Annotated in this window: 10 protein-coding genes; 7 read left to right on the forward strand and 3 right to left on the reverse strand. The window is 46.5% G+C overall.

The annotated features are described in order from the left end of the window. The 5 genes from mltG (at position 1) to ptsG (ending at position 5,304) form a co-directional block, all read left to right on the forward strand. Positions 1–1,014, forward strand: coding sequence for an endolytic transglycosylase MltG (gene mltG / locus TSUB_RS05455; protein WP_087018166.1), 1,014 nt, complete (start codon positions 1–3; stop codon positions 1,012–1,014). A gap of 6 nt (positions 1,015–1,020) precedes the next feature. After that, positions 1,021–1,647 carry a dTMP kinase gene (gene tmk / locus TSUB_RS05460; RefSeq protein WP_087018168.1) on the forward strand — a complete coding sequence of 209 codons (627 nt, stop codon included), beginning with the start codon at positions 1,021–1,023 and terminating at the stop codon, positions 1,645–1,647. Next, a complete protein-coding gene (locus TSUB_RS05465; protein ID WP_087018170.1) occupies positions 1,629–2,630 on the forward strand; it encodes a DNA polymerase III subunit delta' C-terminal domain-containing protein in 1,002 nt (333 codons plus the stop codon). The genes tmk and TSUB_RS05465 overlap by 19 nt, the downstream gene beginning before the upstream one ends. Then, positions 2,620–3,393, forward strand: coding sequence for a TatD family hydrolase (locus TSUB_RS05470; protein WP_087018172.1), 774 nt, complete (start codon positions 2,620–2,622; stop codon positions 3,391–3,393). Before TSUB_RS05465 ends, TSUB_RS05470 begins: the two co-directional genes overlap by 11 nt. A 474-nt stretch (positions 3,394–3,867) precedes the next feature. Beyond that, positions 3,868–5,304: a PTS glucose transporter subunit IIBC gene (gene ptsG, locus TSUB_RS05475; RefSeq protein WP_087018807.1), complete on the forward strand. Its 1,437-nt coding sequence runs from the start codon at positions 3,868–3,870 to the stop codon at positions 5,302–5,304. Positions 5,305–5,776: 472 nt separating this feature from the next. Here the strand turns inward: ptsG and TSUB_RS05480 are convergent, their stop codons facing one another. Together TSUB_RS05480 and TSUB_RS05485 are read right to left on the reverse strand one after the other, a co-directional pair. Then, positions 5,777–6,697 carry an HDOD domain-containing protein gene (locus TSUB_RS05480; protein WP_087018805.1) on the reverse strand — a complete coding sequence of 307 codons (921 nt, stop codon included), beginning with the start codon at positions 6,695–6,697 and terminating at the stop codon, positions 5,777–5,779. A 104-nt stretch (positions 6,698–6,801) separates the two neighbouring features. Beyond that, positions 6,802–7,371 carry an LON peptidase substrate-binding domain-containing protein gene (locus TSUB_RS05485; protein ID WP_087018803.1) on the reverse strand — a complete coding sequence of 190 codons (570 nt, stop codon included), beginning with the start codon at positions 7,369–7,371 and terminating at the stop codon, positions 6,802–6,804. A 247-nt stretch (positions 7,372–7,618) separates the two neighbouring features. Between TSUB_RS05485 and TSUB_RS05490 the strand changes: the two genes are divergently transcribed. Next, the gene (locus tag TSUB_RS05490; protein WP_087018802.1) at positions 7,619–8,203 is read left to right on the forward strand and encodes a TfoX/Sxy family DNA transformation protein; all 585 of its coding nucleotides are present in this window, start codon (positions 7,619–7,621) and stop codon (positions 8,201–8,203) included. A gap of 65 nt (positions 8,204–8,268) precedes the next feature. On the opposite strand, the gene elyC is transcribed toward TSUB_RS05490, so the two are convergent. Next, positions 8,269–9,066, reverse strand: coding sequence for an envelope biogenesis factor ElyC (gene elyC / locus TSUB_RS05495; protein WP_087018800.1), 798 nt, complete (start codon positions 9,064–9,066; stop codon positions 8,269–8,271). Between the two features lie 93 nt (positions 9,067–9,159). Here elyC and cmoM point away from each other — a divergent pair, with 93 nt between their 5' ends. Continuing rightward, positions 9,160–9,975, forward strand: a complete 816-nt coding sequence (gene cmoM / locus TSUB_RS05500) for a tRNA uridine 5-oxyacetic acid(34) methyltransferase CmoM (protein ID WP_107924976.1) — start codon at positions 9,160–9,162, stop codon at positions 9,973–9,975. Positions 9,976–9,980: the final 5 nt, after the last annotated feature.

Genomic DNA, 9,980 nt, shown 5'->3' on the forward strand with positions numbered 1-9,980 from the left:
ATGAAACGTTTTTTAAGTATTGCAGCACTCCTGCTAGCGATTGCTGCAGGAGCAGGTTTTTGGGCGATGGAAGAAGTGAAGCGCAGCGTGCTTGCACCGTTGACGCTTGAAGAGCCTACCCATCTTACGATTCGACCGGGAAGCAACATTAACTCTATTTTCCGCCAACTTGAGGCTAACGGTTGGGTTGAAAGCAATCCTTGGCGTCAATATGCACGGGTACTTCGTCCCGACTTGACTGCGGTTAAAGCAGGCACTTTTCTTGTTACGCCCGATATGACTGTTGAAACCGCACTGCAGCATTTTATCTCGGGTCGGGAGCATCAGTTCTCTATTACCTTGGTTGAAGGTGATCGCTTTGTTGATTGGTTGGTGCAGCTTCAAGGTAGGGACGATCTTCTTGTCGAGACAGAAGGGTTGAGCGAAGCTGACATTGCGAAAAAGTTGGGGCATGAAGGTGACAAACTTGAAGGCTTATTACTGCCAGAGACCTATTACTTCACGCAAGGTGATTCAGATTTAACCATCTTGAAACGTGCCTATGATGCGATGGACGAGTTACTCGATAAGGCGTGGTCTCAAAAGAGCGATGCCTTGATGCTAAAGTCACCGTATGAAGTGTTGATTATGGCCTCGATCATTGAGAAAGAGACCGCACTTGCGTCCGAACGTGGTCTAGTGTCATCTGTGTTTAACAATCGTCTTAAACGTGGCATGCGGTTGCAAACGGATCCGACAGTCATCTATGGTATGGGCGATGCTTACACTGGTGTGATTACCCGATCTGCACTTCGAACGCCGACGGCGTACAATACCTATACAATTGATGGCTTACCACCAACTCCCATTGCGATGCCTAGCCAAGCGTCTGTACTGGCGGCGGTGAACCCAGAAGTGAGTAACTACTACTATTTTGTGGCGGATACCAAAGGCGGCCACACATTTTCAACCACATTAAAGCAACATAACCGAGCTGTTCGCGTCTATCGCGAATGGGAACGATCGCAGAAGTAAAGAAGTATGACTGGTAAGTTTATTGTAATTGAAGGGCTTGAGGGGGCGGGGAAAAGCACCGCCATAACTCGCGTACAAGCGGTGTTGGCAAAACACAATATCGAGACGGTCATGACCCGAGAGCCGGGTGGCACCCCATTGGCTGAGAAAATGCGTGCTTTGGTCAAAGAAGGCCACCCAGATGAACCGCTCACTGACATGGCAGAATTGTTGCTTCTTTATGCGGCGCGTGTGCAGTTGGTTGAGAATGTGATTAAGCCTGCGTTGGCAAAAGGCCAGTGGGTGATTGGTGATCGCCATGATATGTCATCACAAGCCTATCAAGGCGGCGGGCGCGGTTTTGATGCTGCGTTGATGAGCAATATTAAGCAGACCACGCTAGGCAGTTTTAGTCCTGACTTTACCCTCTATATGGATATTGATCCGGCGTTGGGGTTGGCAAGAGCACGTCATCGTGGCGAGCTCGATCGCATTGAGCAGATGGATCTCTCTTTCTTTGAACGCACCCGTGAGCGTTATCAAGCAATTGCAGCGAATAACGAAAGCATCGTGACGATCGATGCATCTCAAACCGTGAGTGAGGTGGGTGATGCGATTGAAGCGGCGCTAAGCGAATGGTTAGTATCGCAATGAGCGAGCTTTACCCCTGGCACAGTGAACTGTGGTCGCAGTGGCGAGATTTGATTCGTCAGCAGAGACTGCATCATGCGGTGCTGTTGATCGCGCCACAAGGGAGTGGTCGACATCAACTTACGCGTGCATTGGCGACAGCGCTATTGTGTCAAAATGGTGTCGATGAAGGGTGTGGGGTTTGCCATGGTTGCCAATTAAAGGCGGCGGGAACCCACCCAGACTATCATACGATTGCCCCACTGGAAGCAGGAAAGAAAATCAGTGTTGACGCGATTCGACAAGCTAACCGCTGGGCAATGGAAACCTCACAACTCGGGGGGGCGAGAGTGATTGAGATCCGGCACGCTGATGCATTAGGCGAGGCCGCAGCCAATGCGCTTCTTAAGACGCTAGAGGAACCACCATCAGGGTGTTTCTATTTGCTTACCGCGGATCGCGCCGACACGGTGCTACCCACTATTCTTAGCCGCTGTAGTCAGTGGCGGCAGCGTGAAATTACTATTGCGGAAATATCAACGTGGCTAAGTGCACAAACCTTTAGTGTTTCCGACGATCTAAAGCGGCTCTATATCCAGTCGCCATTGACGTTGTTTACGATAGCTGAGGCTGGAGAGCTGCAAGCAACCCACGACGTGATTGGCTCATTCGCACAGTTTGTCAATCCACCCTACATTGGTATGCAGTCGTGCATCGATGCGATGATAAAGAGTGATTTTGACGCGTTGTACTGGGTGCAAGCTCTTTTGCTTGATGCAGTCAAAGTGCAGCAAGGGTGTTGTTTTTCCCTTTGCACATATCAAGAATCACACGCGGTTGTGACGCAAGTGGCCAATGCTTGTCATACTGAACTGTTATGGTCACAGCTACAAAGGCTACAAGAACTGCAGCAGCAGTTTGTCGATTTTACCGGGCTTAACCAAGAAGTGCTGATAGCAGAATGGTTGAGCCACTTTATGCAACAAGGAGAGATGCGTGTTAGTTGATTCGCATTGCCACCTCGATAAGTTAGATTACGAGAACCTACATACAGATGTCGCCGATGTGATTGCGAAAGCGGAAGCACGCGGGGTGACGCATTTTCTTTCTGTGGGAGTGAGCATGGCGGCTTTTCCTGCAATGATGGAAATGATCGCGCCATTTAACAATGTGTTTGCGTCATGTGGCGTCCATCCACTCGATATTGAAAGTGGATTTGACTACGACACGCTGAAAGCCATGGCCGCGGATCCGCGTGTTGTAGCTATCGGTGAGACAGGCCTAGATTATCATTATCAGCCCGAGTTGGCTCAAGCGCAGCAAGATGCCTTTCGTCAACATGTCCGCTTAGCGGTAGAACTTAACAAGCCACTCATTGTGCATACGCGAATGGCGCGTGAAGATACGCTAGCCATCTTGCGAGAAGAAGGAGCTGAAAAAGTAGGCGGAGTGTTGCATTGTTTTACCGAGAGCCTCGAAATGGCAGAAGCCGCGATTGAGCTTGGTTTCTATATCTCCATTTCCGGTATTGTCACTTTCAACAAGGCTTCCGAGTTAAAGCATGTCGTGAGTCAGTTGCCACTTGAGCGATTACTGGTTGAAACAGATTCACCGTATCTTGCTCCTATTCCCTATCGTGGAAAGCAGAACCAACCTGCTTATGTCAAAGAAGTTGCCGATTATATAGGTTTACTCAAGGGCGTGAGTGGCGATGAAGTAGCCAAAGTCACAACAGAAAATTTCTTTCGCTTATTTATCGAAAGAAATTAAGTTCCGGCATCACGTAAGGCAAAAAAGAGGCATTTAGCCTCTTTTTTTACATCTGTAACTAAAATGTCAGCTTACACTTACTACAATGTTCAAACTTACCTATTAATTTTATGTCGTAAAATTAATAAATAGGCTAATTACCAATGTTAAAGAAATTAACATTATGCTTTTAGGTTTTTTATGTTTTGAAGTTTGAAGTGGGTCTAATTTGCACTTTTTGTCTTAATATTCAATGGTTTTAATTATTTTACTGCGTGTAATTAATCAGGGTTTTGTGACTGGCTTAGAGTTTTTTGAGAGATCAATTTTGTAACGTGACGAAATTGCTTTCCTTCAAGGTATAGTTTGAGGCGATTTCAAGCCACAAAGTGTAGGAATGGAAATCGAGGTATCTGCATCAATAGGTTACGGGGGGTAACCGCGGGTACTGGATAGCTTGCAAAAGCAAAAATATAACTATCTCAGGAGCACATTATGTTTAAGAACCTTTTTGCGAATATGCAGAAAGTCGGTAAGGCGCTGATGCTACCAGTATCAGTATTGCCAATAGCCGGTATTCTGTTGGGTGTTGGTGCCGCTAACTTCTCTTGGATGCCAGATGTACTGTCTAGCATTATGGAGCAAGCGGGTGGTTCCGTATTTGGTCAAATGCCGCTACTTTTTGCTGTTGGCGTTGCACTAGGCTTTACCAATAACGACGGTGTAGCCGGTCTTGCTGCGATTGTTGGCTACGGCATTATGACCGCGACCCTTTCTGTGATGGCAACAGTCGTTGGCGTCGAGGGCATCGATACTGGTGTGCTTGGCGGCATTATAGTCGGTGCTATTGCTGGTTGGGCATTTAATCGTTTCTTCCGTATCCAGCTCCCTGATTATCTAGGTTTCTTTGCGGGCAAGCGTTTTGTTCCTATTGTGACAGGTTTCGCCGCCATCGGTGCGGGTCTTGTACTTTCAGTTATTTGGCCTCCAATTGGTAGCGGGATCTCTACGTTCTCAGACTGGGCAGCGAACCAAAACCCAACCGTTGCTTTCGGTATTTACGGTGTTATCGAGCGTTCTCTTATCCCATTCGGTTTACACCACATCTGGAACGTGCCTTTCTTCTTTGAAGCGGGTGAGTGTCTGAATGCTGCTGGCGAACTACGTAACGGCGTTTTAACCTGCTACCTAGAAGCCGATGAAGTAACGCGTGCTGCTGGTAATGGCTTCGGTCAACTAGCGGGTGGTTACATGTTTAAGATGTTTGGTCTTCCAGCGGCCGCGATTGCAATCTGGCACTCAGCGAAGCCTGAGAATCGTGCCAAAGTGGGTGGCATCATGATTTCTGCTGCGCTAACGTCTTTCCTAACAGGTATTACTGAACCAATTGAGTTCGCATTCCTATTCGTTGCACCTGTACTATATGCGATTCACGCGGTATTAGCGGGTAGTGCCTTCGTCATGACCAACATGCTTGGTATGGTACACGGTACGTCGTTCTCACACGGTTTCATCGACTTTGTTGTCCTTATGGGTAACTCACAGAAGACCATTCTGTTCCCGATTATGGGTCTTGCTTACGCAGCGATTTACTACAGCGTGTTCCGCTTAGCGATCACTAAGCTTGATTTAAAAACGCCAGGTCGTGAAGATGACTCAGACGATGCTGTCGCTGAAGTATCAGGCTCAGAAATGGCGGGTGAACTTGTTGCTGCCTTTGGCGGTGCGGGTAACATCACTGGTTTAGATGCATGTATTACCCGTCTACGTGTTGCGGTTGCGAGCGTAGAAGAGGTAGATCAAGACAAGCTGAAGAAGCTGGGTGCTGCAGGTGTTGTTGTCGCGGGTGGTGGTGTTCAAGCTATCTTCGGTACAAAATCTGACAACCTGAAATCAGATATGGATGAGTGGCTACGCGGTCAAAACGCGTAACAAATCTGTGTTGATATCTAAGGGAAGCCATTGGCTTCCCTTTTTGCGTTGTGGGTTTCACTACTTACGTCTACCAAACCAGGATGCCATCGCAAGCGTTTGAATGATGAGTCTGTAAAACGTTAACGCCTACCTAAAGTAGCTAAGTCTAAAAACGCGCCGAAGGGAAGCACCTGCCACTATACTTAAGCCACCTCAAGGTGCTTGTTCAGCGAAAGTTTCTAGGTTTGCCATCGAGGCACTGCTTAAAAGATCTAGTGGACTAAATAAAAAAGTATAATAGCTTCATCAAAGAGAGAATGGTGAGAATCATTACTACGCTGAGTAAGTTTGCATCAGAAAGCGGAGCTGGCGCAATAGGGAGGAATCTTAAGAGGAGAGGAAGATGACAAGCGATCCAACCAGCGCGTTTAGACCATACAATAATGAAAAATCTGTCACTTGCTGGTTGTTTGGGGCAGTTAGCAGCAGCTCATAAGCCGCTGTTCTGGATAATTTCTTGTACTAAATGACTAAACTCGCTATCAGAGAGGTTGCTCAGTTCATACATGGTTTCCGCACCCGCAAGATCTAGCTCTATCTCAGAATCGTAATAGGCGTCATCTTGATTTCTAAACAACAACAGGTGATTCGCCATCCGTGCCAAATCAACATAACGGGTTTCTTCGCCACTTTTTGGCGTGTAATAGTCATTACCCGCGACTTCGAGATAATCTTCGTCGAACCCCCAATGCTTCAGTATTTGGGTGCTTGCTTCATTACAACCTTGCGCAAAGACTTGTTTAGCAATGTTGAAGTCAAGGTAGTTACCTTTCTCTAAGTAATACTCGTACTCTTTGATGAGTGAAAATAGACCGATATCAGAAAGTAGGCAGGCAAGTAATGCTTTTTCAGGCTCTAAAAGTAGCTTGTGTTCACTGTGTTTGAGGACGCCATTACATACCAATGTTGTTGCACCAGCCAGTAATCGAGATTGATGCGCGCTCTCTTCAAGAAGCCGATTACACTCTTGGCTGAAAGTAGCGGAGCGTTTCAATTCTTCAATGGCTTGCGCTGTGACAATATCTCGTACACGGTACATCCCCAAGCGAGAAACCGCCGTAATTAAGTCGTGGCAAGTGACATTGCGCGGGCTGAAAATCACCGAGTTTGCCGCGCGAATCACATAAGCCGTTAAGCTAGGATCATCAACAAGTGCATTGGCAATATCTCGGATAGTACTGTCGTCGGCCTGACAGATCTTATGAATACGGATGACCACTTCCGGAATGGGAGGCAAAGACAGCCTGCCCTCCTCAATAGCGGTATTGACGAGTGCTTGAAACTCACCATCTATTTCTTGCAGTATTTGTTGATGCTCTGGCGTGTGCCACATCAAAGCTAAATGACTCATGTGAAATCTTTAAAAGTCTGAAAGCAGTACGAAATTCTGTCCAGTATACGCCTGTTTTGCAAGTGATACTGCTCAATTAGTTAGTCATCTGTCAATTTTTGTACCTAAATCCAATTTTCTGACAGCAACAGCTTAGAAAGAAAGCGTTGCGCCAGTTCAGAAGTTGGTTGACTGATCAGCATTCGTTTATGAACTGTATCAAGAGGTAAAATCTCTATCCATCTTTGTACTACCCAAGTTGCATCGCTGAAGTCAGGCGCGGGATAGTGTTGGCCGATTTCTGGAACTGAAAGTAGAAAGTCTTCAAGCTTGCTCGCCAATATGCCGGAAGAAGGAGAGATAGGGCAAGGCGCCCAGTTAGCGGCTCTACGAATTTCTGCAAATAGCAGATTGTCGTTTGTGCGAGTGAGATCAAGCAACTCAACTTTGTAGCAGCCCTCGACATCTAGACTTATACCTTCATTACTGTGTTGCACTTTATCGGCAATTCTCACAACAGTACCAATGGCTGCTAAGGTCGTTACCTCACTCATGTCTTTGTCTTTCATACAAAGAACGAAAACATCGTTTTTTTGAGCAATAGCGGGCAATGTATCACGCGAATGATCACGTGGTACTGTCAGTGAAGCATGCCCTCCAGGTAAGAGGTGAGTTGTTGAAGGATAAACATTCATATCCTTAAAGCTTAGTTGATGTTTTTGTCAATTCGAGTGAATTCTGGGAGCTATGTCATGTTGGGTTAAAACTGTCACATTCAAAGTTATTTTGGTTTGCGCAATATGTCTTAAATCTCATATCCATTTGTACGACGTTGCATATGACCGATGTTGCAATCAAACTGTAGGTCATGACACACATTAATTAAAACTTTAGAGTGTGTTAACAATTTGGCTCGAGGTATTTCTTTGTTATGGAGGCTACATGCAAGTACTCAAGGAAGATTTTTTGCAATACCTAGAAAGTTTTGGTGACTTTGATCAGCGCTCTATGTTCGGAGGAACAGGGTTGTTTGATAAAGGCGCGATGTTTGCGATCATGACGGATGATGCTCTGTATATGCGCGGTGGTGAAGTGCTAAATGATCGCTACGTAGGTCTAGGTTGTGAGAAGTATATCCACGTAAAACGCAGCAGTACTGCAGAAGTTAACTACTACAATATCACGATGCTGATGGACTCTCAGCCAGAAACATGCCGAGAACTGGTCACACAAACATTGCAACAGGCGCGAAAAGAGAAAGATGCAAAACAAGCCGGCAAAAATGTAAGGTTGCGAGACCTTCCGAATATGCGTTTGACATTGGAGCGTATATTGAAGAAAGCAGGTGTGCCTGACGTTGCAACCTTTATGGATATGGGACCCGTTGAAGTCTACAAACGCGTTCAAGCGTGCCAAGGAGAAGCAGAAATCAAGCTACTTTGGATGTTCGCAGGTGCTGTCAATAATAAGCACTGGACGTTACTAGAAGACAGTTATAAAGAGAGTTTGCGTCAGCAAGTTTCGTAATGCACTAATTGAAAGAAGTAAGGGGAGGCGCGAGCCTCCCCTTTTTCGTTGTGTTGCGCCCGATGCTACAAACTCGTTTGTTGCGGCTCCGGGTCTTCAATATCAATCACTTTATCACGCAATGATTGCCAGTATTGGCCTAAGGTTTCATACCAGAACCGTTCGCTTTGCTCTAGGTAGTTTGCTTGTGGTGTGTAGTGCCAGAATTGTTGAATGTCTTGATTTGCGAGGTAGTTAGTTGGGGCTGCTAAGGGCTCAAGGCCCATCTGTCGAAACTCGTTTAGCGCACGGGGCATATGGCTTGCAGATGTGACAACGACAAAAGGATTATCGCCGACAACAACCGCCGATTGGCGAGCTTCTTCCCAGGTATCTTGGGCGGTTTCAAGCAATACGATGCGGTTCTTGGAAACACCGAGCGCAATGGCGACTTTCGCTAGCATACGCGCGTGGCTGATCTCTGTCCCGCCACTGTATCCCGATAGAATTAACGTTGCGTTGGGGTAATGACGAAGAATTCGAATACCCTCTGTCAAACGCATGAGTGCTGCTCGAGAAAGCGATGCCGTAGGTGATAGGTCATCATCAACCACATGTCCATGGCCTAAGACTAATACGTAGTTAATGGGTTGGTCGGTCCCTGGTATGAATGCAGTATGTTGGCGTTCGATTGGCATCAGTAGTCGACTCGAGATGGGCTGAAAGCTGAGCAGAAATAGACCGATGATACAGATGGAAGCCAATGTTGAACCGACACGTTTGTGACGGGAAAACCACAAACAGAGTAGCCCAGAAAAGCCGATAATCAGTAAAGCGGGCATCGGCATGATGAGCGCCGCGATAATTTTTTTCAATTCAAACATCAATGTCGTCCGAAAAAGCAGCACTTGAGCAGCGAAAGCGTACCTCAGTGCTTTATTCCTTGAGAGCTTATGAGAAAATAAGCGAATCCATCAATGTTACACCATCGAATGCTTAACGTGAAAGAAGACCGCAATTTCGACGACCTAGCCCACAAATTTGCTGCCAGTATCTATGGCTCAGCAAAAGGGGACATTCGTCAAGCCGTTGTCTGGCAAGATATTGAAGCCATGCTGGCTGAAATTCCAGACAAAACCCTGACCATTCTCGATGCCGGAGGTGGCCTTGGACAGCTATCAAGACAGCTTGCGAGGTTGGGCCACAATGTGATTTTGTGCGATTTATCACAAGAAATGCTCAAACTTGCCCGTGAAGAGGTTGAGCGAGAAGGCTTGTTAGCGCAGTATCAGTTCCTTCATTGTGGTGTTCAAGCACTGGCAAGCGAACTCGATGATCAAGTTGATGTCGTACTTTTTCACGCAGTGATGGAGTGGCTTAAAGCACCATTAGACGGATTAAGCCAAGTATTGGCCTGCTTACGGCCTGATGGTTATGCTTCCGTGATGTTCTATAATCAGACCGGATTGCTTTTTAAGAATTTAATTTGTGGTAATTTGACGCATATTGAACAAGGTATGCCTCATAGGAAACGATTTAAGCTACAACCGCAACAAGGGCTAGTACCTGCTGAGGTTTACGCCCATTTAGAACAGGAAGCCGTCACGATAAAAGGGAAAACTGGGGTTAGGACGTTTCATGATTACATGCAAACACAACACCTCGGTGACTATTCAGATGCGCAATTGATTGCGATGGAGCAGAAGCTCTGTCGTGAGGAGCCATTTGTCTCTTTGGGAAGATATATACATGTGTGGGGCCAAAAACAGTGCCCGGCACAGATTTTGAAGTAACAAGG

The sequence above is a fragment of the Thaumasiovibrio subtropicus genome (genome assembly GCF_019703835.1).
Classification (GTDB): domain Bacteria; phylum Pseudomonadota; class Gammaproteobacteria; order Enterobacterales; family Vibrionaceae; genus Thaumasiovibrio; species Thaumasiovibrio subtropicus.